This is a genomic window from Aeromonas sp. 6P (assembly GCF_051919525.1).
GTDB lineage: Bacteria > Pseudomonadota > Gammaproteobacteria > Enterobacterales > Aeromonadaceae > Aeromonas > Aeromonas veronii.
On sequence record NZ_JBQBEO010000002.1, the window covers coordinates 3,377,290 to 3,400,186 of the forward strand.

Here is a 22,897-nt window from a genome sequence, read left to right on the forward strand (position 1 = left end):
GGGCGCCGGCCATGGCCGGTCGCCCTATCGGTTGAAACCGGGTCAGTTGAATACCTTGATCGAGGGGAGCACATGGCCGGAGCAGTCAAACAGCGCCTGGTTCTCCCGGGCATTGCCCTCTTTCCAGTCGTCGTTGTTGTACTTCATCCCAGCCTTGGTAGCCCAAGTGGCACCAGGGGTTGGCAGCCACGCAGGCTCCCAGTAGAAAACTCCCTTGCCACGCCCGTCCGGTACCGCCACCACGCTCTTGATCAGATCGCGCAGGAAGTCGGCCTGCCCCTGTACGCTGGCCGGGTAACCACCGTCGCTCGCTTCCTTGGCAGTAAAGTTGTTCTCGGCGTTGTCGCAGTTCTCCGTGGTGTAGCCGTAGGCGGCCTCGACCACGATCACATCCTTGCCATAGCGCTTGCTGATGTCATCCATGTTGGCCTTGAGGGCACTGATGGGGCCATTCCAGTAGGTGTAGAAGGAGAGCCCGATGATATCGAAGGGCACCTCGCGCTTGGCTATCTCGTCAAACCACCAGACGAAGGTGTCGTTCTTGGTGCCTTCGGCCAGGTGCAGCATCACCTTGATATCCTTGCCGTGCTCTTTCACCGCACGCACACCGGCCTTGAGCAGGGTGGCCAGGCGATCAAACTCGCCACCGTTCTGGCCCCAGCTCTTACCCTCCGGCCACAGCATGCCGCCGTTGATCTCGTTGCCAACCTGCACCATGTCAGGCATCACGCCGGCCTTGGCCAGGGCGTCCATGCTCTCCTTGGTGTGGGCATAGACCGCATCCGCCAACTGCTCGACCGACATGGTGCGCCACGCCTTGGGCTTGTTCTGGCGACCCGGATCGGTCCAGAAGTCGCTGTAGTGGAAATCGAGCAGGAACTTCATGCCGTGCGCCTTGGCACGCTTGGCCAGTTCGATCGTTGCGGCCAGATCGTTGTTGCCGCCGCCGTAAGGCTTGCCGTCGGCATCCTTGGGGTCCACCCACAGGCGCAGGCGGATGTAGTTGAAGCCGTTCTCCTTGAGGATGGCCATGGCATCCTGCTGCTTGCCGCTGGCATCGAAGAACTTGCCACCAAATTTCTCCACTTCGGCCAGCATGGAGACATCGGCCCCCTTGATGAACTCCTGCGGTACCGCTACTGGTTGCACCACCACACTTTCGGCAGCCACGACGTGGGCCTGCATACCCAACATGCCGGTGGCGAGCAGCGCCGCCATCACCAGCGTCTTCTTGATTTTCATGTCGAACGTCCTGTTTAACGGATTAACCTTTGGTCCCACCTGCGGTAAGACCGGAAACGAAGTACTTCTGCAAGGAGAGGTACAAGATGGCCACCGGCACCGCGATGAGCACAGCTCCCGCTGCATAGGTGGTGTAGCTGGCCCCCATCTTCTGGGCGACCAGGTTGTAGAGACCAATGGGCAGGGTGAACTGATCCGGGGTGCGCAATATGGTGCTGGCCAGGATGAAGTCGCCAAGCGGGCCGGTGAAGGAGAACAGTGCAACCACCGCAATGATGGGCTTGGAGAGCGGCATGATGATCTCGATGAAGATGCGGAAGTTGCCCGCCCCGTCCATGCGCGCCGACTCGTCGAGATCCTTGGGGATGGCATCGAGGTAACCCTTCATCAGATAGGTGTTCATCGGGATCATGCCGCCCACATAGACCAGCACCAGCGCCAGGTGGCTGTTGACCAGACCCAGCATCTGGGCCAGCACGAAGATGGCGATGAGGGCCGAGAACTGGGGCACCATCTGCAACAACAGGAACAACATCAGGCCATTTTGCCGCCCACGGAAACGAAAGCGTGAGAAGGCATAGGCAGTAAAGCTGACACTGATGAGGGTAAACGCCATGGTCAGGAAACTGATCTTCATCGAGTTCCAGTACCAGGCTGCATAGTCGATGCGACCGTCAAACAGCTCCTGATAATGAATAAAGGAGAAGTTTTCCGGGATGATCGACGTATTGAGCAGGCTGCTGCCCGGATTGAGAGAGGCTCCAACCGTCCAGATCAGGGGATAGATGATGATAACCGCGACCATGGCTAGAAGCAGGTAGCTCAGGGTCAGGCGAATGGCATTACGCTTTTTCAGACTGTGTTTGACACTCATGGCAGGGTCTCCTTACACCATGTCGTCTTGTTTGAACGAATTGGTCGCACGGAACTGCCACAGGGCGATGCCGACCACGAAGATAGAGAGCAGGATGGTGATGCTCGCCGCAATCGCATACTGGGACGATGACATGGTCAGCTTATAGATCCAGGAGACCAGGATGTCGGTCCCACCCGCGTTTGAGCCTGCCACAGCAGGGCCACCATTGTTAAACAGGTAGATGATGTTGAAATTGTTGAAGTTGAAGGTGTACTGAGTGATCAGAATCGGGGCGATCGAGTACAACACCAGAGGCAGTGTGATGGTAGTCAGTTTGTGCCATGCGCTGGCGCCGTCGATAATGGCGGCCTCATAGAGATCATCCGGGATCGCCTGCAGTACCCCGGTGGTCATGGCAAAGACGAACGGGAAACCAAGCCAGGTTTGCATCAGGATTAGGGCCGTCTTTGTCCAGAAGGGATCTGTCATCCATGCCTTGGGCTCAATGCCAAGCGCAGCCAGGATGCCATTGTTGATCACACCAAATGTCTCATTGAACATGCCGGCAAAGACCAGAATGGTGACAAAACCGGGCACTGCCCACGGCAGGATCAGGATAGTGCGAATGAGCGGCTTGAAGCGCAGATCCTTCTGATTGACTAGGATAGCCAGCAGTACCCCGACCGTGCATTGCAGCGTGGTGGCGATCAGCGTCCAAATCACGGTCCACTGCAGCACATCGAGCAGGGTCGAACGCCACAGATCGAGCTTGAAGATGTTGATGAAGTTCTTCATCCCCACCCAGTCCACCAGCTTGGCAGGCGGAGTGTGGTAGAGATCGTAGTTGGTGAAGGCGATGGAGAAACCAAAGATGATGGGGAACACCACCACGAATACCAACAATATAAAGCCCGGGGTGATCATCAGGTAGGGGAAACCTTCGCTCAGCAACAATTGGTATTGCTTACGCACACTGGTCAGCGCTACGCCACGATCCCGGCGATCGCCGTTAACATAAGCATCACGGACGCTCCAGAAATAGATGGCGCAACCAAAGATGGCCACTAGTACGCTGATAACCCCCTTGGCCAAGAGGAAGACGGAATTGTCCCGGGGCAACTCGGTACCGAGGGTAAACAGCCCCCAGAACCCTTGAGATAGAAAATCATGGAATACGCCGAAGAAACAGGCCATGACGATGAAAAACAGGGTGCCCTTGACCCATTGCCGGTTATACCACTGACCGAGTCCCGGGATCAGCGAGAGCAGGGCGGCCACCTTGGCATGATGGGTTCTTGTACCGATCTGGGTAAGCGATCCGGAATCGACAACCACAATGTACCTCCTTTCCATTGAGAGCCCGGGCGGCCACGAACGCCGCCCGGCCCGAATTGGGCCTGTGCCCAACTTGTGTTATTGCTGCGAGTGATTGACTTCGATCTGCATGTTGATGTTCTTGACTGCACCTTCCAGTGCCGCCTTCACATCCTGCTTGCCAGTCACGCCAAGCTGCAGTGCACTGTTGGCAGGGGTCCACACCTCTTGCATCTCGGGCACGCTCGGCATCGGAGTAGCGAAACCGGCCTGAATGGCCACGGCACGGGATTTCTCGTCATTCTTGATGAGCGGATCGTCAATCAGCGCCTTGAGGGGCGGGATCTCGCCGGTCTTCTCGAAGCGGACTTTGGCGTACTCAGGCTGGTTGATGAACTCGATGAACTGCTGTGCCAACTCTTTCTGCTTGGAATAGGTAGAGATGCTGTACCCTTTCACGCCGAGGAAAGAGCGCATATGCTCGCCATTGGGCAATGTCGGCAGCGGGGCAACACCGTAGTTCACTCCCGCATCCTTGTAGGGCTGGAACGACCAGGGTCCAGTGATGACGGCCGCGGCCTTCTTCTCGGTGAACAGGGAATCGATGGCGTTAGCACCGGTCTCACCCACGATACCGGCCGGGAAAAGGCCTTCGCTGTAGAAACGCTTGAGGAGACTCACTGCATCGACCGAGCCCTGGTTGGCTAGGCCCACATCCTTGACGTTGGGCGAACCGTTGGGGTTCTGGCCGAAGATATAACCCCCCATGGCTGCAACTACACCATAGGAGTAATAAATCTCGTCAAACTTGGCGAGCAGACCGTATTTGTCCTCCCCGCGCAGGGTCTGGGAAGCCTTGATCAGCTCGTCAAAGCTCTCAGGAGCCTTGGGTAACAAGTCCTTGTTGTAGACCATGACAATGGTCTCGACCGCCTTGGGTAGGCCATAGAGCTTGCCTTCATAAGTCTGGGCATCCACCGCAGGTTTGGTGAAACCAGCAAGGTAGTCGGCCCCCGGCTTGATCTCGCTGATCAGCCCCTGCACCACGGCAGTACCAACCTGATCATGGGGCAGTACCAGTACATCCGGACCGATACCGGCCGGACCGTCCAAGCGCAGCTTCTCGATCTGCTGGGCATACGGGGTTTCGAGGATCTTCACCTTGACGTTGTGCTTGGCTTCGAACGCCTTGACAGCCTCCTCAATGCCGTTTGATTTCTTGATGTCTTCCCACACCAGAAGTTCACCGTCAGCGGCGCGGGCTAACTGGCCCAACCCCATAACGCCCAAAGACAACAACATTGCAGCAGTCAATTTGTTGATTTTCATATAATTTCCTTGTCCCCAACTCAGGTAAAAGCAGGTCTTGTCAGACCACGTAGGTAAAGTGAGTGTTACGATTCCATCCAGTCGGTGTAACTTCTGAAGATTGTTACCAATTCGGGTGTAAAACAAAGCAAAGCCACATTTCACGCCGGACTGGTCTGGCCTCTACGACACAACCTAACCACCACCTAATGCAATGAAAAATAAATGGTTTAATCCCATACATCAGATCCGGAGCAATACGCTCTATCACTTGATTTTTGCTTGGCACAGGTCTTCGGGTGCACTGGAACAGCAAAAAAGTAACGATTACACCGAATACCTCTACGGTAAGCGGTGCTTGCTCTGCCTGCCAGCAGCACATATCAAGGCTGTGATCTCATGCACAAAAGAAACAGCATTTTGTGCAACCGATTACACCAGCCTGATATAGTCCCTCTAAAGCCACAGAGTGAAACGGTGTGAAACGCCTTCTCCCTCCCAGGGCAAAAAAGCCGCAGAAGGGGTATGACCGCCCCAGCACTCGCAGCTAATGCATTTATTATCAAGGAGTTAAAGCTCATGGCGAGTATCAGACTGAACAATGTGATCAAGCGTTTTGGCAGCAATGTGACCCTACATAATGTGAATCTGGATGTAGAAGACGGTGAGTTCACCGTCTTTGTCGGTCCTTCCGGTTGTGGTAAATCCACTCTGCTGCGCATGATCGCCGGTCTGGAAGAGATTTCGGACGGCCACATTGCGATTGATGAGCAGGTGGTCAACGATGTAGCCCCAGCTCATCGCGGGGTGGCCATGGTGTTCCAATCCTATGCCCTGTACCCCCACATGACTGTGGCCGAAAATATGGGCTATGGCCTGCGGGTCAATGGTGTGGTGAAAGAGGAGATCGCACATCAGGTCAGCATGGTGGCCAAAACACTGCAACTTTCCCACTTGCTCGACCGTAAACCCAAGCAACTTTCCGGCGGGCAGCGTCAGCGCGTAGCCATCGGCCGAGCTATCGTGCGTAACCCCAAGGTGTTCCTGTTTGACGAGCCACTATCCAACCTTGATGCAGAACTCCGTGTGGAGATGCGTCTACATATCGCCAAGCTGCATCAGGAACTCAAGACCACCATGATTTACGTTACACACGATCAGGTGGAAGCAATGACCCTCGCAGACAAGATCGTGGTCATGAACTACGGCAAGGTAGAGCAGGTGGGCTCTCCGATGGAACTCTACTACAAACCAACCAACAAGTTTGTCGCCGGTTTTATCGGATCCCCCAAGATGAACTTCCTGCCCGGTAAAGTGCTTGCTTGGAGTGAAAATGAGCTGACCGTACAAGTCAGTGAGCAACAGATCCTGACTTTGCCCATAGCCACCTCTCACGTAGCAGAAGGCAGCGAAGTGACACTGGGCCTGCGTCCGGAGCATGTTGTGCCAAACGGCCAAGGCATTCACCTCACTTTTACCTGTGAAGTCGTTGAACGCCTGGGCAACAGTACCTATCTGTTTGGCCAGTGCTGCGGCGTCGATGGATTCAAACTGTTACTTGCCGGCGACAGCGCATTTAGCCCCTACCAGAAGATGGATGTCTTTTTCTCACCCGAACATTGTCTCGTTTTTGATGCAGAAGGATTACGCATCAACCACTGATTTCATCACAAGCCATGCCAGATTTGCCCCCAGCAGAGCCGGGGGCTTTTTTTTATTCATTTGTTATTAAAAGGAAAATGAGAGCTATCTCTCAGCTCCGGTGAGTTGTAATTTCGTCCTGAACTAGGCGGTGTAAAATAATCACTTAATTGTGTAAACGTTACACAAGAAGTTCCTGGCGATCAAAAGACGCGCTATAGACGTGTTGCGACGCATCAGCAACGAGTCGCCGAAGAGGTCTTCGGTCATCAATCAACCGAGTGTCATAACTCTTAATCCGTGTAATTGATTACAATGAAGACATCAAAACGACATTTTTCCATTATTCAGCGCATCGCACTGGGATTTCTTACCATCATCTTATTGCTGATTCTCTCGGTCGGGCTTTCGCTTTATACCGGACAGAGATTGGCAGCCCAAGTCAATGAGCTTACCGGACACACTGCCCCGACGTTGGTACAGAGCCGCGCGGTGACGCGTGACCTTTTCTCTCTCGATAAGAGCCTGCGAGTCGCCTTATTGCAGCCCTCTGTGGAGGATATCGATAAAGCGATAGCCCTCATGCAGCAATGGCAACAAAGCTACCAGCAAGACGCGCAGCGTCTAAAAGAGCAGACCAACAGTGATGCCGATTTACAAGAGAAGGTCTTGACGCTGGACGAGCAGCAGAGCCAGTACTGGGCACTGATAAAGCAACTTGCAACTGACTATGCCACTAATCTCTCCCATCAGCAGACGCTCAGCCGCGATAACAGACTCAATAGTGCTTTTCGAAAATTACGCGGACAACTGGATATATTGGTTGCGCCACTGGGGGCTTATCCTGCCGTGCTTACAAAAAATCAGCTGTTACAAGAGTTGGAGCTACAAACAAGTAGTGTGACAGACTCTCTCAAACAACGTGATCCCCAGCTGATTGCCAGCAAGGTTGAGCAACTCACCGCATCAGCGATGAAACTGGCTGCACTGCGCAAGCAACTCTCAGTGCAATTACGCACGCAGGAAAGTGCCTTTGGTGACTATATTGACCTTGAACAAAGTGCCGGGATCACCCTAGATAGCGTATTTGCCTTGCTCTCCGGCCCCCAAGCACTCTTGGCAAAACACCTGGAACTTTCTATGCGCAGTGAACAATTGCGCAATCAAAGCGAGCAAGCAACCCGCATGGTTGACTCACTGCTCGCAGAACTCTCTGCCATTGATGACATCGTGGACGCCCAGCTCAGTGCGCGGGTTTCACAAAGCCAGGGTATTCTGTTGCAACTGGAAATCGGGCTCTCGGTTGGGCTACTGGTTTCACTGTGTTTGAGCGCTCTTATTTTACTGCATCTGATTCGCGCCATTCGTAAACCCATGCAACAACTGCTCACAACACTGCTCTCACTAAGTCGTGGTGACATGACACAGCGAGCCATGCTGGATCGTCATGACGAACTGGGGCAAGTAGGCGAAGGGATCAATTCTTTGGCACACGAGATGAGCAATATGCTCAGCCAAGTGGTACATGCCGCCCGTTCACTCGGGGAAATGGCCGAGCTCAACCTGAGCGCACAACAAAGCGCCACCCGCCAGCTTGAGCAGCAGCGAAGTGAAACTAACAGTGTCTGCGCCGCGATGGAGGAGATGGATTATTCGGCGCGAGAAGTGGCAACCAGTGCTGAAATGGCCGAACAGACGCTGGCACAGGTGGCGAAAGAAGCCACTCAGACCAGCATGATGAGTAAGCACACTGCAGAGCGAATGAGTCGATTAGCTGACGACCTGACCAACTCCTGCCACGCCATTGAGTCAGTGCATCACTTGAGTGTCAATATCGGTGGCATTCTTGAGATCATTGAGCGGGTCACAGAGCAAACTAACCTGCTCGCGCTCAATGCGGCAATAGAAGCCGCCAGAGCCGGCGAGCACGGCCGTGGCTTCGCGGTTGTTGCCGACGAGGTACGCCAGCTAGCCCGTCATACCGCAGAGTCAACAACCCAGATCCAGTCGCACATTGCGGCCCTGCAGCAAGGGGTTACCGGAGCGGTCGAGACCATTGTCCGCTGCCACGGAGTAATGCAGGCATGTAGCCAGGACAGTCAACAAACCCGAATGATGCTTGGCGCTCTTTCAGACAGTCTTCACTCAGTGGCCGAACTGAGCAGTCGAATCGCTACAGCGGCCCTACAGCAGCGCCAAACCAGTACAGAAATAGCCAGAAACATCAGCAATATCAGCTCTATTGCCAATGAAAACCAAAAAGTGCTGGGCAATGTGGCTCATACCGGCGGGCAACTGCAAAAGCTCTCATCACAGCAGCAATCTCTGGTACAGCGCTTTGTTCTGCAAAATACCTGACCAAAACGGGAGATATCCCATGACCATGAGGACCTACTAACATGCTCAAACGTACTCTGCTTGTCGCGGCTATGCTCAGTTGCCTGCAACCTGCATTTGCCGATGATGACTCGGCGCAAACCCGTGCTCTGTTTTTACGTGGCGAGATGAACAACTGGGAAGCGTCAGCTGCCGCCAAGATGACGGTTCAGGCGATCGACCTATTGAGCGTAAAGACGCAACTGCAAGCCAGTCACGGCGCTTACAAGTTCAAGATTGCTGATGAAAAATGGAAAAGTGACACGACCTATGGCCAGGTCGATCCCACCAGCAAAGTCGAGTCAGGCAAGCCCGTGGTGGTCAAAGCCGGTTACCAGTGGGGCGATATGAAATTTACACCAGCTGCTGATGGAAGTTACACATTTACGCTTGATCGTCGTGACCCGGCCAAGGTGATCGTCACCGTCAGTAAAGATTAAATATTGCCGCACAGATAATACCGACAAATAATGCCAACCCGTAAAAATTAGCTGGCATTATGTTTCTTAAATAACAACGCCTGCTTAAGCAGGCGTTGTTATTTAAGAAACGTGGCTCGTCTTATTTCTGACTGCGCTTGACCGCCTCGACAAAGGTGGTCTTGGCCTTGGTCGAGCCAGCCCGCTCAGCTTCATCCACCAGTTTCATCGCCTTGTCGATATCACCAGCCTGCACCGCTATCTCAATCTGGGTCAGATAGAAGTTCTCCGTTTCACCCAACATGGTCGGAGTCGCGACGGCTGGCTGATTCTTTATCGCCGTTGCCGCCACAGCGCCAGCACCGGCGCCAAGCGCCATGGCACTGGGTTGCACACCTTGGCTCAATGCCAGTTTGTCGCTGTATTCTGATTTAAACACATTATCGACCCCTTCCAGCTTGGCGCGATCCACCAGCTCAATCTTGACCAATCCCCACGGGGAGTGCGGGATAACCGGATCATTGACCGGCGGCTCCTGAGTGGAGGTCGCTCGGGCAAACGCCTTAGCGGGGTGCAAAATCGTGGTCGAACCCGAGAGCTCGGTGGCCGGTGAATAGATGACCATATACGCCTCTGGCTTGAGTGCATTACGGCTTACGTAAATGGTGCCCTCAATACGGTCATTATCGAGCAGGTGTGCCGGTTTGTAACTAAACAGAGATTTGCCCAATACCCGGGTCACTTCAAAATTGCTGTTGAGCATCAATACCTGCGGCATCAAGACACTCTTGCCCACTTGGGCTGCAACCTTGACCACCATATCACCGGTATTGGTGGGCAACTGGTAGGCAGCCAGGTAACTCAACCCTTCCTGAAATTTATAAACCTGGGAAGCGCCATCAATGGTCAGCAGCGTATCGCCTTCCGCCAGAGGCTGATATTTAAGCGCCGACAGGGAAGCGCAGCAACTCTGGGCTGAAAGCAGCGCCTGTTTAGCTGCATCGGGGGAATTTAACACGGCTTCATGCGGCTGCAGGGGAACCGTCATGCTTGAACAGCCCGACAACACGACTGCCACCGCGGCGGCAAGGAGATAATTGGCCAACTTCATCGTATTTCCCTATCAAATGGTGACACAAACAAGACTGCCCCCAAAAGGGGGCAGCATGTAACAAACCCGAGTAGATATTACCACCACGCTTCAGCTTGGACACCAAAGTTCCACGCATGGTCATCGGTGTTACCATTGAAGGAATCACCTTCACCATCTGTCAGATAACTTGCATAAACACGGATTTCAGGACGAGCCATCATACTAGGGCCAGCAGACCAAGCTTGTGCCAACGTATATTTTTGACCACTTTCTTTGTCTTCAGAACCACTGGTCCAAGTTTTGGTGCGCTCGAAAGTGCCAAGCTCAACCAAGGTCTTAGTAATATCAGTCCAAGCATATGAACCACGAGCTACTGCACTAAAGAGTTCAGTATTGTCGTGCCAAGCTTGGAGTTTTTCACCCTTGCCATAAGTGAAAACATGGTTGATTGAGAAACGCTCACCAACTGGAATATCACCAGTCAAAATGACGCGGTAGCCAGTGGCATCGTCGGTTGTATGCCATACGTCATACCAACCACCACCTTGCGAGATCATATTCTGAGCCAGACCTTTATTGGCATACTGCAGTACCAGCTTTTCATTGATGCCTGAGCCATCAAAATATTGGCTGATTTCACCAGTCACCATTACCCCATTCTTTGGATCATAACTGGAGCCAGCAGATTTTTGCTCATCAGTTGGGTTGGGCATAGCGTAATCAACACCAAACTCAGTCCAAGCACCACTCCAGGGCTTTAATCCTGCATAGCGTACATCAAGGAAGTTGATATTCAGATCATTATTGGTAATGGAATTATCAATATCATTGCCGTCGGAACGGATCCAGGCAAAAGAGAATGCTCCTGGCCCTGCTTTCAGATTTTCCAAGCCTGCGCCTGCACCGGACACGTTCCAATACTTGGTGTCGATAATATGCAGATCATGACGCTGATAATAACGCTTACCAACCCACAGTATTGCATCTGGATCGCTAGCAATGAGGCCTTTAACTTTAGCATTAAACTGACGAAGACCAAATTTTGCATCATCATCTTTGGTACTTTCACCGTCATTAGAACCATCACTTTCCATGCTGACCATACTGTCTACATAGAACGAGACGCCATCTTTTTTAAACAGCTCTTGTCCAAGACCAATTTCGCCATAGGTATCATCTTCATTACCCAGGCGACCTAATAGATCCTTATTCGCTGTCTGCTGTTTACCATCTTGGGAAACACCGACCCCAGAACGGAAATAACCAGTAAAATCAACAGCGTGAGCATTCGCAGCCATCATGGCAACAGCGAGTGCAATCGATGATGTCAAATATTTGGTCTTCATGTGCGTTCCTTCCTCCGTTGTATCTATATATGTATGGCGATGAACGTCAGCATCCAAGAAAACGCTCTCACCGACGGAACGGATTATATGCGCGACGATTGAACTTTTGTCATGACATGCATCACACATTCATGAAACAAGCATCATTGAAATGGTGAAAACACATTACATCAACACAAGACTTAATGTAAGGTATTGATAATCAATAAAAATAAATCACCACTGGAGTGTTATCGATTACACTGTTAATAAAGTGTTTTCGCACAACCAAGGCTGTCAAGCAGACACTGCGGACTGAAAGAGGCCCTAAGCCAACGACTTAGGCAGAGGTCTTAGCTAACAGAGCGGATAGCGAGACGGGCATTAAAGGCAACGTCAAGAAGAAGCAGTGGCCAGATCATTGGATCTTGACCACTTAGAGAGGCGGGAGTCAGATTTACAAGGTTTTGACTGAATGGCGCCGAACCAAGGTCGGGCTAAACAAGTTGGTCGCTGAATTGATGGCCTCACCACGCGACAGAGCCACAGCCAACTCAGCAGCTTGCGTTGCCATAGCCACCACGGGGTATTTAACTGTGGTGAGACGCGGACGCAAGTAGCGAGATATCAGCACATCATCAAAGCCCACCAAAGAGAGGTCTTGAGGAACATCAATCCCGTTATCGCTAAGCACTGACAAGGCCCCCGCCGCCATCGAATCGTTATAGCAAACGACGGCTGTCATCTGCGGTCCCCGACCCAGCAACTCGGTCATCGCAGCCTCCCCCCCCAATTCATCAGGACTACCGCGGGAGATCAGGCGTTCATCAACCGGAATATTGTGCTCTTGCAGAGCATCCAGATAACCCTGCAGACGGTCCTGAGAGTCTGATATCTGATGATTTGAGCATAAAAATCCTATCTTCTTATGGCCTTCCTGAATCAAATGCCGAGTCGCAAGCCAGGAACCATAGCGATCATCTAGCGCAACACAACGGGACTCGAATCCTGGAACAATACGGTTGATTAGTACCATGCCTGGAACATAGCTCATCATCTGGATCAGCTCTTCATCTGGCAGCATTTTGGCATGAACCACCAAGCCAGAGCAGCGATGCCCTATCAACTGCTCTATTACATGCTTCTCTTTGGCTGCGTCGTGGTAACCATTTCCGATAAGCAGAAAATTCCCCGTGGCCTGTGCCACTTGCTCAACAACTTTAACCATGGTGCCAAAGAACGGGTCAGACACATCAGCAACAATCAATCCCAAAGTTTCATTGTTCTGATGGGCCAATGCTCTCGCGTTCGCGTTGGGGTGGTAGTTGAGTTCATGCATCGCCTTGAAGACGGCATCGCGTGATGCCTGACTTGCCTTTGGCGACTTATTGATGACACGTGAGACTGTGGCGACGGATACGCCTGACAGGAGTGCCACATCTTTGATAGTTGCCATGAATTAGTTTTTCCGGTGAACGGGATAAATAAAAACCTGTGCTTTACATGGTAAGGATACTACCGACATTTCCAATGCCTGACACGGCTTTCATACCAAAAGCGGGATCATTCTATCAATACGAGCGCCTCGCCGTGTAATCATCTTACATACACCGCTCTCCAGCATCATGCGTATTGCGAATAAAAACGTGACAAAAATCACATAAAATGGAGGTGAATCTTCCCGGCATACTTTCACAAGCGCAGAATAAGGGTAAGCGGTTACACTAATGAAACCCAATCAAAACGAGCGCCAAGGAGAGATTCATGTTGAAGATACTCGTCACGGGTGGAACTGGTTACATAGGTAGTCATACCTGCTTGCAGCTTATCGCTGCCGGGATGACCCCCATTTTGTTGGACAATTTGGTTAACAGCAGAGAAAGTGTCCTAGAACGTATCCACACTCTCAGCGGACAACGCCCTCTGCACTATCACGGTGATGTGCGAGATGCCGACCTGCTTGATCGAGTTTTTGCCGACCAGCAAATAGATGCCGTAATCCACTTCGCTGGCCTCAAGGCTGTAGGTGAATCAGTACAAAAACCTCTCGAGTACTATGACAACAATGTCAGCGGCACCTTGGTGCTATTGCAGGCTATGCGACGCGCCGGGGTCAAGACCTTGCTATTCAGCTCATCTGCCACCGTTTATGGTGAACCAGAGACTATGCCCATCACCGAGGAATCGCCAACCTTTAGCGCCACCAACCCTTATGGTCAGAGCAAGCTGATGGTGGAGCGTCTCATCAAGGACTTTGCACGATCAGCTCCCGACTGGTCATTAACCCTGTTGCGCTATTTCAATCCGGTAGGAGCCCATCCCAGCGGCCTGATGGGCGAAGATCCCCAGGGCATTCCCAATAACCTGATGCCTTATATTGCCCAGGTGGCAGTGGGCCGCCGTGCCAAACTCGCCATATTTGGTGATGACTACCCGACACCGGATGGTACCGGCGTGCGGGATTACATTCATGTCATGGATCTAGCCGATGGCCATGTTGCAGCCTTGAAACATACTCTTGGGCAAGCTGGCGTCCATGTTTACAACCTGGGCTCTGGGCATGGCTACAGCGTCCTAGACATTCATGCCGCCTTCTCCAAGGCCTGTGGCCGCGAACTGCCTTATGAGATCGTGCCGCGCCGCGCCGGGGACATAGCGCAGTGTTGGGCCGATCCAACACGAGCCTACAACGAGCTGGGGTGGAAGGCTAATCGCACGCTTGATGAGATGACGGCCGATACCTGGCGCTGGCAATCCCAAAATCCGAACGGTTACCCCCTTCCATGAATGTACAGAACGAGACAGGCCTTCCTATGCAATTTGAACCGACCGATCACCCCCACCGTCGTTACAACCCATTGATCCAGCAGTGGGTTCTAGTTTCTCCCCACAGGGCTAAGCGCCCTTGGCAGGGGCAGCAGGATGAACCCGATCGCACCCAGCGATCAGCTCACGATCCGGATTGTTTCCTCTGCGCCAGCAACACTCGCGTCACTGGTGACAAAAATCCGGATTATCAGTCGACCTTCGTCTTTACCAACGACTTTGCAGCCCTGATTGTTGATACTCCGATGGCCCCAACCAGCGAGGATCCCCTCTTCCAGCTAGAGAGTGCGCGCGGCACCAGCAGGGTAATCTGCTTCTCACCGGATCACAGCAAGACCTTACCCGAGTTGTCCGTCCCCTCCCTCACCGCCGTGGTCAACACTTGGTGCGAGCAAACTGCAGAGCTGGGGTGCGACTACCCCTGGATCCAGGTATTCGAAAACAAGGGAACCATGATGGGTTGCTCCAATCCCCACCCACACGGGCAGATCTGGGCCAACGACTTCTTGCCCAACGAAGCCGCGCGGGAAGATGATGCCCAACGGGAGTATTTTGCAAAAAATGGTCGTGCCATGTTGCTCGATTATGTGGAGCGCGAACAGGCTGACGGCCGCCGTACCGTAGTGGAAACGGAGCACTGGCTGGCAGTGGTGCCCTATTGGGCTGCCTGGCCCTTCGAAACCCTGTTGCTTCCCAAGTTTGCGGTAACACGTCTACCGGCCCTGACAACACAACAGCGTGAAGACCTCGCGCTTGCGCTCAAGAAGCTGACCAGCCGCTATGACAACCTGTTTCAGTGCTCCTTCCCCTATTCGATGGGATGGCATGGTGCGCCTTTCAATGGCGAGGAGAATGACCACTGGCAGTTGCATGCCCACTTCTACCCGCCCCTGCTGCGCTCTGCGAGCGTACGCAAATTTATGGTGGGCTATGAAATGCTGGCGGAAACACAGCGTGACCTGACGGCAGAACAGGCGGCCGAACGCCTGCGTTCCGTCAGTGATATCCATTTTCGTGAACAGGTTTGAGGTTGAGATATGAGTATTGAATCGCCACGCAGCGTGACTGAACGCACCTTTTACACCCAGTACGGTTATCCCCCTACCCTCGCCATTCAGGCTCCAGGGCGTGTCAACCTCATCGGGGAACACACGGACTACAACGACGGCTTCGTGCTCCCCTGCGCCATTGACTATCAGACAGTGATCAGTGCGGCCCCCCGCCAAGACAGCCTGATCAGGGTGATCGCTGCCGACTATGACAACCAGCTGGATGAATTTGACTTGCGCCACCCCATAGAGCCGCGCCCGGAATACCTGTGGGCCAACTATGTGCGAGGTGTCGTCAAATATTTGCTATTGCGAGGCTGTCAACTGACCGGGGCTGACCTGGTGCTCAGTGGCAATGTACCGCAGGGAGCCGGTCTGAGCTCTTCCGCCTCTCTGGAAGTGGCGGTAGGACAGATCTTCAAAGAGATGAATCACCTCGACATCAGCCAGGCAGATATCGCCCTGAACGGACAACTGGCGGAAAACAGGTTCGTCGGTTGCAACTGCGGCATCATGGATCAGTTCATCTCCGCCCTGGGTCAGCAGGATCATGCCCTGCTGATCGATTGCCGTAGCCTGAAAACCCGTCCTGTAAGCATGCCGGCCGACATTGATGTGGTCATAATCAACTCGAACGTACGCCGGGGCCTGGTGGATAGCGAATACAATACCCGCAGAGCACAGTGTGAAGAGGCCGCACGGCATTTTGGGGTCAAGGCACTGCGCGACCTGACTATGACCCAGTTCACGGAGCGAGCCAACGAACTGGCTCCTGTCGTCGCGAGCCGTGCACGCCACGTCATCTCCGAGAATGAACGAACGCTGGCAGCGGCCGATGCGCTTGCCAATGAAGACATGGTCATGATGGCCGAATTAATGGCAGCCTCTCATGCCTCGATGCGTGATGATTTTGCCATCACAGTGCCCGCCATTGATGCCCTGGTCGACATAATCAAAGATATCATCGGCAGTCGTGGTGGTGTGAGGATGACAGGTGGCGGGTTTGGTGGTTGTGTGGTTGCATTGGTTCCACAGTCACTGACAGCAGCATTGTGCGAACAGGTTAATATTCGTTATCCCCAAGTAAGCGGTCTGGCCCCGAGCATCTATATCTGTAAGCCCTCAGCCGGAGCCGGCCTACTCTGATATCTTCGCTGACACCTCAATATTGTAGTGGTCAACTATTTCCAAACTGGTCATGGTATAGCCGTATTGCTAAGCGATGAGCATTGGACTTAGTTTAGTTAAACAACGCTCTCAGTAAGCAGCTTTGATTAACATGTGGATAATACAATTGAACCAAATCTCAGATATATGTTATCTCTATGAACCTACCTCAGGGACTGCTCCGGCAGTCCCTTTTTCATGGCGCTTTCCGACCAGGGATCCAATTCGTATCAGTTAAAACTACAGAACAACAAGATATCAAGGCGTTACGTAGTGCTCGCCAGCTCATAGTTGAGCAGCGAACAGCTCTGGCTAACCAACTACATACATTCGCCACTTGGGCACTCAGATGCCGTTTTGGGGAGGGGCGACCATCCCATTAGCTATAGTCCGGTGCGCACAACGGCACATTCATCAACTCGAACAGGGTGTCGAGTAGTCCCTGAGTGGCCCGCAGAGTGAGGTTGAAAATCCCCTTGAGCATCAGGAAGGTGCAGATGGTCTGGTCGGTGTAGAGCTGGTTGCGGCCCCGTCGCCCGTGTTGGTTTTGGTGAAACCAGTTATCCATGGCGCCTGCATCAACCCAGAAGGTGAGAGAGCCACGGCTAATCAGAGACTTGTTGTATTGAGGCCAGTTGGTAATGGGGTGAAGCGACTTGCCCATGATGCAGACTTGAAGAGGATCGTGGTGATCAGCTCACGGTAATGACTCCAATCAGTTGAAATGGTGTCTTTCTATAAAGGCACCAATCACTTTCTCGTGGAGCTCAACGGAACGAGAGAAGCAGATGGTCTTGCGAGCCAATCGCTTGATGCGCGTTCTGAGCGTCAGGTTGTTACGCTCGATACGCTGGGTGAATATCTTCCCGGTCAGATGCATCTCGCTCGGCACCTCTCTGGCATAGCTTCCCCAGTCATCACTGGTGATAAAGCCTATCTGGAACGGAGAAAGCAGGCTCAGCAACCGACGGCATGTCTCATCGTTGCGTGGGCCAAAGGTATATGCCACGACTCGTTTTCTCTTGGTATCAAAGGCATACCAAAGCCAATGTCGATGCAGTTTGTTGCCAACATAGGCCCATTGCTCATCAAGTTCACAGATAAGCGCCACGTCATCGAGCCCCCCCTTTTCGGAGGTTACTTGCCTTGGGGTGAGTTTTTTAGGGTGCGTATGACGGTGTTGATGCCAATCTTGAGGACGCGAGCAGTATCACGAACACCTGAGCCGTTGAACGCCATATCAACAATCTTGTCTTTGACGCCAGGCTTCGGGCTTCATAGGTGTAGGTGAGCTGAAACACGTGCGGACAGACGGGGCAACGATAGCGAACATGGCCAGCAGGGGTCTTACCATGGCGATATACGTGGTCAGAGTTGCAACGAGGACAGTGAACGGGGATGGATGCCATGAAGCTGTCGGTCTCAAAAGAGTTCATCATATCAACTCAACCGATCGGATGCATCACCCACAAAAGCAAGCAGACCGAGCGATGGTTGAAGAAGAACCCCAAGTTCTGCTTGGTGTTCCAGCCAGTTTACAGCCCTTGGGTTAATCACATAGAACGGCTGTGGCACAAGTTACATGAAACCATCACGCGCAATCATCAATGTAGAGGAATGGCCAGCCTGCTGGCCCGAGTGAAACACTTCATGGATACCGTGTCTCCTTTCGCCGGGAATGGCTATGGCACAGCGAAGGTGTAGCACTATTAGGATCAGTTATTTAGAGCCCATGAATTAAGTGTAAACATTACCTTATCAGTTGACTACGCCCGAAATTACGCTCACCTCGTACTTTCGAACGTAATTTAAATAAATACGCAGTCCTCTCCAAGAATTTATAAAATTTCTCATTGTGTAGGTCAGCATCTCGGCGATCAAATCGATACTCTGCATCATCAGGGAAATGCACCAAAGACGCATAATCAGGGTATGCGAGCCTCAATGCACTACACCAAGCTTTACGGATGCGTGTAGCCATGTTATCCGCATCAAAATTAGAGTAATCACCAAGATGACCGTAGTCATCTCGGTTAAACAGTAGCACCACGTGGTAATGAGGATGTTGGCTTGCTACTTGCTCCTTCACCCAGATATAACCCAAGAAGAATGGTTTACCGGTCTTCCCCTTACGGTGACGTGCCGCCTGTATTTGGCTTTTTAGTGAAGCTATAAAGCGCTTAATCACCCTTTCCTCCTCTACCTCCGGTGGAAAGCTTGTCGGCATGTCCGGATCATCCATAACTGGTATCTGGGGAAAGCGTAGATCAACGCGCACTGCAAACACTCGTGGGTAGCGATGCAAGAAGTTCATGATCACACCTAATGACGTTTCCAATTGTTCATGTGATATTTCGCCATACTTGGCTTCTGCATCAATTCGCAAGTTTTCTAGCTCGTCGGCTATTAAATGATACCCAACAATTGACTTCATATACAGACCTATTGTTCGCATGGAATATCCATGCCTTGGGGTTAGATACTCAGGTGACTTCACTTATCGTAATTAATGAGGATTGCTACGTAAAACTTTACGGACAACTGATACCTTGCTCTCTTATCAAACCACTAGGTTTATATATCAACCAACATTTAGCACCCTGTGTTTTACATATGCTTCGCTATGCAGATGTATACGGCTAATGGCTTGTCTCTGATGTACAAGCCTGATGTGCATCTGATTGGTATACACGAAGTGTATATATCACATATTCTCGTTCACATACCCTGTGATACACTCTGATGGTGTATCACTCTCACCCTCGATATATCTCCTACCCCCTCTACCTTGTTATACACCTTGGTGTGTATATCCTCTACGCCGCATTTACCTTGTTATACACTTCGCGTGTATAGTAATACTATTACCAAACTAAGTAGCCGACTAAATCACCGAGAAAATCGCAGTTATTTTCTATAAGTTCTCGATAATACCGAGCATTAGGACAAAGAAGTTACTCTGAACTTAGCTCGATACCTCCTCTCTAGCGGATACCTTCGAATCAATCCATTCTATTACGTCACTCTGCTTCCAAGCGACTGCACGAGCCCCTAAAGGAGCGGCTCTAGGAAATGCCCCCTTGCTCATCAAGCGATAAATTGTCGCTTTGGATAAGGTAGTCATTTCGATGACTTCTTTTAGCTTAATCAACTTCATGTTCTCTCTCCGTTATTTCTTCATAACGAAGGACCTCATGTGAAAAATTACCATCCGAAGAAAACCACTATCTAGCCGATCTAATCTCAATCTCATTAATTCGTAGAGTAAATTCACTACCTCCCACAACTGAATAATAAAGCCCGGCCTCCACTGAACTTTGCGATAAATTCATGAAGAAATAACTTTACTGACACACAGTAATTCATAGCACACCAAACAATATCAGGAACCAAACCACCATATACATAGATAGCTTAAAACCAGATACCACAGACACTGGTTGACATAGCCTGCACCAGGCTAGACATAAAAAACACGTGAAATGCATCACGAAAATCAACAAAAACCACTCATGAAAGACGCAATAAAAACTACAATGTAGTTTTAAGTTATTGGGGTAAAAGCATGGCGGTCTGGGCGGATGGAAAAGTTGTCAGAACACAGTTATTCGACAGATACTTCGTTGATTATCTTTGGTATAGAACATGTGAAATAAATTTGTACTCAGTATGTATAATTCCTGCAGCTGAAAATCTTGAAAACGAATTATTAAGAGCCAGCTTAGATCCTAACGCCCAAAGATTCATGTCTGATAATGATGTTAGAGACAATTCAACACTTAACCTCGACCGATTTATCAAAGTAATTCATAACGAATATACCCAAGTTTGTATTTCCAAGGGTGACCTACATTGGATAGATGACAAAAATACCAGATTGATTTTTTATATATGGCGAACATTAAGTCATTTAATATTAGAGAACACCTCTAATAGGATGTTCGGTTTCGAATCTTAAATATGATTTTTTACACACAATGCAGCCAAACAACAGCAAAAAAATGGCGAGAATGGATGATATTACCAACGAAAAAATAAGCACATTCTTAATCGCTTGCTGTATAAATAGATTGAGAGTTAGCAAGGCCACTAAATTACAAATACTAGACCACATAAAACAGGCAGCTTCATACACTCTAAAAAATAAAGAAATAACTAACTGGCTAAGCAAGGATGAACATCAAAAAACAACGTGGGTATTTGACTACTTACTTAATATCAAACCAAGATATATACCACTAGTACTTCCTGGTTCAATTGGAGTTCGAGATGATATTATTTCATTTTTTGATGTGACGCGCACATTAAATGAGGATAGCTCAAAACTTATTGCACTCACCATGAAAAAAACATGGAGCCAGAGAAAATACCGAGATAAAAACAAAGAAAAGAAACAATACAGTATAAACATGAGCCAAGACATTGGCGATATTCTTGATAAACTTAGCTTAGCTAGAAATGAAAATAAAAATGCAATAGTTGAGGCCCTGATCAGGGCTGAGTATGAGAAGATAACGAGACCTTGAGCTTTCTACAACAATACGACAAGGAAATCACTTGGCATTTCCTTGCCGTATTTAGCCATAGTTCCGGTGTTGGCAACTAACTTTTCTCACATTAATCATGAACCATAATAGTCTCAAATATAATTGATGTGATTTATCATTGGTATCTATTTCCTGAAGTTTATAGTAACAACATTGTCTGGAATTGTATTTTCTGTTGTAGTGAGCTTTTCAATATACTCACCCCATTTTTCAAAAAGCCGAGCTACCTGTTCCGCACGTTTACCCGCTTGATAAGTAGCAACGAGACGATCTCGCTTGCTGTGATTAAGAGCAAGTTCAATCACACTTTCATTTGCATCCAAATACTCTGCACAACAGCTAGCAAAGCTACGCCGTAAATCATGGACGGTGAATTGCTCACTTTGGGCCATAGAAATAGACCTTACCTTATTTATCACCCAACGAAGGGCATTGCCATCAATATGACCTTGTCCAGCTTCGTGTTCTCTTATTGCCTCAAAAACCCAAGGACTGCCACTGCTAATAGCTCGTTGATGAGCAAGGATCTCTAGAGACATCTTATGAAGCGTGACCGTATGCTCTTTACCATTCTTGGTATTACTGGCAGGAATGATCCATTTGTTGCCAATAACTTGCTCCCAGGTCATGCCCGTAGCTTCTCCACGGCGAACACCAGTTAACAAAATCAAACGTAAACAATTTGACTGAGATGGATGGAACCCTCCTTCTGATAGCCCTTGCCAAAAAGAAGCGACTTCCTCACGACAAAGCCAACGTTGACGAGGAGGTGGCGCCTCAGCCCCAATTGTTGATGGCTTAATGGTTCGAGCTGGATTCAGTTCGAGCAATTCTAGGTTCACAGCATGATCTAGCATCTGAGCACAGATAGTCAGTGCCTTTCGCGCAGCCTGTATGCTGCGCCCTCGAACCTTAGATAAGTGAGCAAACAACACTGCTCGCGTCACATCTTTCAGTAACAGACTACCAATGGCTTTGCTTATATATAGTCGGTGTGTGTGACGATAGGCTTCAACGGTAGATGCTCGGGCAGGCCTGGCAACTTGCTTCCACTCCAACCACTCTTCAAAAAACGCATCAAATGTCGGCATAGCCGACCGCTTCACTTTGGATGCTTTGGCAACAGCAGCAGGATCTTCTCCTGCCTTAACCAAAGCAACAGCCTTACCGTGCTCAACTCGCGCAGCCGCCAAGCTCATTGCTGGGTAAGAGCCCAATGTGAATTTTCGGGCCTTATTATTGATACGATAACGGTAAAGCCATGTTTTAGAACGCCCACCACTGCGAACCTCGATACACAACCCACCACCAGCCCCACTAGCAACAGCAACCACCTGTCGTTGGCCATCCTCCGCCTTCAAATTGGCGATTTCCCGATCTGTCTTAAGCGCCACCCTAGCCCCCTTTGTTCAAGCTGTGTACACAATAGCATTTTGAGTACGCAACTGCGTACACAAACTACTTGGCTACCAGTGATTCCACCTGAAACGTCGTGAGACCAAAAACTCTTTAATTTATTGATAATAAAGAGATTGAATTAAAAGATGAGACTTCATGACATCCATGGAGACTCACTCAAGACCAACTTCCTGTTCAACGTCTAATCCCATGACAGGCCAGCATTTGCTGGCCTGTTTTTTATCTGCCATTGCCCGGGCAATCATGGCAATGTCTTAAAAAAAAGCAGATTGTTGGGCTTTTGCGCAACAGAGACCAATAACTGGTCAAACGCAC

At 50.6% G+C, this 22,897-nt stretch carries 17 protein-coding genes and 4 pseudogenes; 9 read left to right on the plus strand and 12 right to left on the minus strand.

The annotated features are described in order from the left end of the window. Positions 1 to 42: 42 nt before the first annotated feature. The 4 genes from ACTG2J_RS15560 to ACTG2J_RS15575 form a co-directional block, all read right to left on the minus strand. The gene (locus ACTG2J_RS15560; RefSeq protein ID WP_047434901.1) at positions 43 to 1,242 is read right to left on the minus strand and encodes a glycoside hydrolase family 53 protein; all 1,200 of its coding nucleotides are present in this window, start codon (positions 1,240 to 1,242) and stop codon (positions 43 to 45) included. Positions 1,243 to 1,264: 22 nt separating this feature from the next. Next, entirely contained in the window at positions 1,265 to 2,116 is an 852-nt protein-coding gene (locus ACTG2J_RS15565) for a sugar ABC transporter permease (protein WP_042080909.1), read from the minus strand. A gap of 12 nt (positions 2,117 to 2,128) precedes the next feature. Continuing rightward, the gene (locus ACTG2J_RS15570; RefSeq protein ID WP_439997650.1) at positions 2,129 to 3,433 is read right to left on the minus strand and encodes an ABC transporter permease subunit; all 1,305 of its coding nucleotides are present in this window, start codon (positions 3,431 to 3,433) and stop codon (positions 2,129 to 2,131) included. Between the two features lie 78 nt (positions 3,434 to 3,511). Beyond that, on the minus strand, positions 3,512 to 4,741 hold the full coding sequence (locus ACTG2J_RS15575) for an extracellular solute-binding protein (protein ID WP_042080907.1): 1,230 nt from the start codon (positions 4,739 to 4,741) through the stop codon (positions 3,512 to 3,514). Positions 4,742 to 5,299: 558 nt separating this feature from the next. Here ACTG2J_RS15575 and ACTG2J_RS15580 point away from each other — a divergent pair. The 3 genes from ACTG2J_RS15580 (at position 5,300) to ACTG2J_RS15590 (ending at position 9,177) form a co-directional block, all read left to right on the plus strand. Further along, positions 5,300 to 6,382, plus strand: coding sequence for an ABC transporter ATP-binding protein (locus ACTG2J_RS15580; protein WP_042080906.1), 1,083 nt, complete (start codon positions 5,300 to 5,302; stop codon positions 6,380 to 6,382). A 294-nt stretch (positions 6,383 to 6,676) separates the two neighbouring features. Further along, positions 6,677 to 8,719 (plus strand): methyl-accepting chemotaxis protein, encoded by a 2,043-nt coding sequence (locus tag ACTG2J_RS15585; RefSeq protein ID WP_439997651.1) that lies wholly within the window; start codon positions 6,677 to 6,679, stop codon positions 8,717 to 8,719. Positions 8,720 to 8,760: 41 nt separating this feature from the next. Further along, positions 8,761 to 9,177, plus strand: coding sequence for a hypothetical protein (locus tag ACTG2J_RS15590; RefSeq protein ID WP_042080904.1), 417 nt, complete (start codon positions 8,761 to 8,763; stop codon positions 9,175 to 9,177). Between the two features lie 121 nt (positions 9,178 to 9,298). Here the strand turns inward: ACTG2J_RS15590 and ACTG2J_RS15595 are convergent, their stop codons facing one another. The 3 genes from ACTG2J_RS15595 to galR all read right to left on the minus strand — a co-directional run bounded on the left by ACTG2J_RS15595 (position 9,299) and on the right by galR (position 13,030). Beyond that, on the minus strand, positions 9,299 to 10,267 hold the full coding sequence (locus ACTG2J_RS15595; RefSeq protein ID WP_042080903.1) for a MalM family protein: 969 nt from the start codon (positions 10,265 to 10,267) through the stop codon (positions 9,299 to 9,301). A 77-nt stretch (positions 10,268 to 10,344) separates the two neighbouring features. Further along, a complete protein-coding gene (locus tag ACTG2J_RS15600) occupies positions 10,345 to 11,595 on the minus strand; it encodes a maltoporin (protein WP_042080902.1) in 1,251 nt (416 codons plus the stop codon). Between the two features lie 436 nt (positions 11,596 to 12,031). Next, complete coding sequence (gene galR, locus ACTG2J_RS15605) at positions 12,032 to 13,030, minus strand: HTH-type transcriptional regulator GalR (protein ID WP_042080901.1); 999 nt, start codon at positions 13,028 to 13,030, stop codon at positions 12,032 to 12,034. 311 nt (positions 13,031 to 13,341) lie between these two features. On the opposite strand from galR, the gene galE reads away from it, so the two are divergent. From galE to ACTG2J_RS15625, 4 genes and pseudogenes are all read left to right on the plus strand, one after another. Next, positions 13,342 to 14,361, plus strand: a complete 1,020-nt coding sequence (gene galE / locus ACTG2J_RS15610) for a UDP-glucose 4-epimerase GalE (RefSeq protein ID WP_439997920.1) — start codon at positions 13,342 to 13,344, stop codon at positions 14,359 to 14,361. Between the two features lie 26 nt (positions 14,362 to 14,387). Beyond that, a complete protein-coding gene (gene galT, locus ACTG2J_RS15615; protein WP_042080899.1) occupies positions 14,388 to 15,428 on the plus strand; it encodes a galactose-1-phosphate uridylyltransferase in 1,041 nt (346 codons plus the stop codon). Between the two features lie 9 nt (positions 15,429 to 15,437). Then, the gene (gene galK / locus ACTG2J_RS15620) at positions 15,438 to 16,595 is read left to right on the plus strand and encodes a galactokinase (protein ID WP_042080898.1); all 1,158 of its coding nucleotides are present in this window, start codon (positions 15,438 to 15,440) and stop codon (positions 16,593 to 16,595) included. Between the two features lie 230 nt (positions 16,596 to 16,825). Continuing rightward, a pseudogene (locus ACTG2J_RS15625) lies at positions 16,826 to 16,939 on the plus strand (IS110-like element ISSod21 family transposase); the annotation flags it as partial. A gap of 59 nt (positions 16,940 to 16,998) precedes the next feature. Here ACTG2J_RS15625 and ACTG2J_RS15630 read toward each other — a convergent pair. Further along, positions 16,999 to 17,280: pseudogene (locus tag ACTG2J_RS15630) on the minus strand (IS5/IS1182 family transposase); the annotation flags it as partial. A gap of 51 nt (positions 17,281 to 17,331) precedes the next feature. Further along, positions 17,332 to 18,025 (minus strand): annotated as a pseudogene (locus tag ACTG2J_RS15635) (IS1 family transposase). A gap of 52 nt (positions 18,026 to 18,077) precedes the next feature. Here ACTG2J_RS15635 and ACTG2J_RS15640 point away from each other — a divergent pair. Next, a pseudogene (locus ACTG2J_RS15640) lies at positions 18,078 to 18,320 on the plus strand (transposase); the annotation flags it as partial. 46 nt (positions 18,321 to 18,366) lie between these two features. Here ACTG2J_RS15640 and ACTG2J_RS15645 read toward each other — a convergent pair. Continuing rightward, entirely contained in the window at positions 18,367 to 19,071 is a 705-nt protein-coding gene (locus tag ACTG2J_RS15645; protein ID WP_439989399.1) for an inovirus Gp2 family protein, read from the minus strand. 510 nt (positions 19,072 to 19,581) lie between these two features. Further along, positions 19,582 to 19,773, minus strand: coding sequence for a helix-turn-helix transcriptional regulator (locus ACTG2J_RS15650; RefSeq protein WP_257688017.1), 192 nt, complete (start codon positions 19,771 to 19,773; stop codon positions 19,582 to 19,584). A gap of 853 nt (positions 19,774 to 20,626) precedes the next feature. Between ACTG2J_RS15650 and ACTG2J_RS15655 the strand changes: the two genes are divergently transcribed. Further along, complete coding sequence (locus ACTG2J_RS15655; RefSeq protein ID WP_439997652.1) at positions 20,627 to 21,142, plus strand: hypothetical protein; 516 nt, start codon at positions 20,627 to 20,629, stop codon at positions 21,140 to 21,142. Positions 21,143 to 21,288: 146 nt separating this feature from the next. Here ACTG2J_RS15655 and ACTG2J_RS15660 read toward each other — a convergent pair whose 3' ends face one another. Continuing rightward, the gene (locus tag ACTG2J_RS15660; protein ID WP_257688159.1) at positions 21,289 to 22,557 is read right to left on the minus strand and encodes a tyrosine-type recombinase/integrase; all 1,269 of its coding nucleotides are present in this window, start codon (positions 22,555 to 22,557) and stop codon (positions 21,289 to 21,291) included. Between the last annotated feature and the right edge of the window lie 340 nt (positions 22,558 to 22,897).

What these genes read in the sequence shown, in the direction of transcription:
- ACTG2J_RS15560 (WP_047434901.1), bottom strand. Translation starts at nt 1,242, where the DNA reads ATGAAAATCAAGAAGACGCTGGTGATGGCGGCGCTGCTCGCCACCGGC.
- ACTG2J_RS15565 (WP_042080909.1), bottom strand. Translation starts at nt 2,116, where the DNA reads ATGAGTGTCAAACACAGTCTGAAAAAGCGTAATGCCATTCGCCTGACC.
- ACTG2J_RS15575 (WP_042080907.1), bottom strand. Translation starts at nt 4,741, where the DNA reads ATGAAAATCAACAAATTGACTGCTGCAATGTTGTTGTCTTTGGGCGTT.
- ACTG2J_RS15580 (WP_042080906.1), top strand. Translation starts at nt 5,300, where the DNA reads ATGGCGAGTATCAGACTGAACAATGTGATCAAGCGTTTTGGCAGCAAT.
- ACTG2J_RS15585 (WP_439997651.1), top strand. Translation starts at nt 6,677, where the DNA reads ATGAAGACATCAAAACGACATTTTTCCATTATTCAGCGCATCGCACTG.
- ACTG2J_RS15590 (WP_042080904.1), top strand. Translation starts at nt 8,761, where the DNA reads ATGCTCAAACGTACTCTGCTTGTCGCGGCTATGCTCAGTTGCCTGCAA.
- ACTG2J_RS15595 (WP_042080903.1), bottom strand. Translation starts at nt 10,267, where the DNA reads ATGAAGTTGGCCAATTATCTCCTTGCCGCCGCGGTGGCAGTCGTGTTG.
- ACTG2J_RS15600 (WP_042080902.1), bottom strand. Translation starts at nt 11,595, where the DNA reads ATGAAGACCAAATATTTGACATCATCGATTGCACTCGCTGTTGCCATG.
- galR (WP_042080901.1), bottom strand. Translation starts at nt 13,030, where the DNA reads ATGGCAACTATCAAAGATGTGGCACTCCTGTCAGGCGTATCCGTCGCC.
- galT (WP_042080899.1), top strand. Translation starts at nt 14,388, where the DNA reads ATGCAATTTGAACCGACCGATCACCCCCACCGTCGTTACAACCCATTG.
- galK (WP_042080898.1), top strand. Translation starts at nt 15,438, where the DNA reads ATGAGTATTGAATCGCCACGCAGCGTGACTGAACGCACCTTTTACACC.
- ACTG2J_RS15645 (WP_439989399.1), bottom strand. Translation starts at nt 19,071, where the DNA reads ATGCGAACAATAGGTCTGTATATGAAGTCAATTGTTGGGTATCATTTA.
- ACTG2J_RS15650 (WP_257688017.1), bottom strand. Translation starts at nt 19,773, where the DNA reads ATGAAGTTGATTAAGCTAAAAGAAGTCATCGAAATGACTACCTTATCC.
- ACTG2J_RS15655 (WP_439997652.1), top strand. Translation starts at nt 20,627, where the DNA reads ATGGATGATATTACCAACGAAAAAATAAGCACATTCTTAATCGCTTGC.